Raw genomic sequence first — 891 nt, 5'->3', positions numbered from 1 at the left:
CCTGTCAGCTGGTTGGAGGTGATGTAGACGGACGCCATCGCCCAGTAGGGGCGTGGCATGTCAAGCAGCAGCGCAATCGAGAGCGCCACCATGGCCGCGGCAAACGTCCGCACCGCGAAGACGGAAGCGGAATGCCGCGACAGAAATGAATGCGACTGGTCCATCGTAAGTCCGACAGGAATGGCGGTGCGCACATTCGCGCGCACCGCCGGTTGCATGACTAGGCGTTGCGCAGCGGGCGGAAGGCGGTGCGCATTTCGGCGACAAACAGCTCGGGCTGCTCCCACGCCGCGAAGTGCCCGCCCTTGTCGAGCTTGTTGTAGTGGATCAGCTTCGGATAGGCCTGCTCCGCCCAGCTCCGGGGTGCCGTGTAGATTTCGTCAGGGAATGCGCTGACGGCGACCGGGATCTTGACGCCGCGCACATCGAAGAAGCCGCCCGTCGATACCTGATGGGTGTCCCAGTAGAGCCGAGCCGAGGAGATCGCGGTGTTGGTCAGCCAATACAGCGTGGCGTTGTCGAGCACGTCGTCGCGCGACAGCCCTTCCGTCTCGCCGTCGAAGACGCGGGCGATCATCTCCTGGCTGCGCGCGTCGTGATCGAGCATCCAAGCCGCGAGGCCGACCGGCGAATCGACGAGCCCGTACAGGGTCTGCGGGCGATTGGCCATCTCGATCGCGTAGCCGAGGCCCTTGTCGTAGAAGAGGCGCAGCTGATCCCAGGCACGGCGCTCGTCGGTCGTGAGAGTGGCCGGCGGCGCCGAATTGAACGCCAGCGCCCTTGAGACGTCGGCCGGCACGGTGGCCGGCATGTTCGTGTGAATGCCGCGCCGGTCTCTTATACAACTCCGAAGCTGCCGAAGAAGGGGGAAGGGGTAATCTAGGGGGACCA

1 protein-coding gene and 1 pseudogene are annotated in these 891 nt (G+C 64.9%); both read right to left on the bottom strand.

Annotated features, from left to right (window positions below; translation table 11 throughout):
* Window positions 1-218, bottom strand: a 218-nt coding sequence (locus NS334_RS16600; RefSeq protein ID WP_241492008.1) for an FUSC family protein, incomplete at its 3' end; no start/stop codon positions are given.
* A 2-nt stretch (window positions 219-220) separates the two neighbouring features.
* A pseudogene (locus tag NS334_RS16595) lies at window positions 221-891 on the bottom strand (hypothetical protein); the annotation flags it as partial.

The organism is Sphingomonas endophytica, from assembly GCF_001476895.1.
In the GTDB taxonomy this organism is placed as follows: Bacteria; Pseudomonadota; Alphaproteobacteria; order Sphingomonadales; family Sphingomonadaceae; genus Sphingomonas; species Sphingomonas endophytica_A.
Note: the sequence above shows the minus strand (reverse complement) of the source record. Positions and strands in the feature narration are given on the sequence as shown.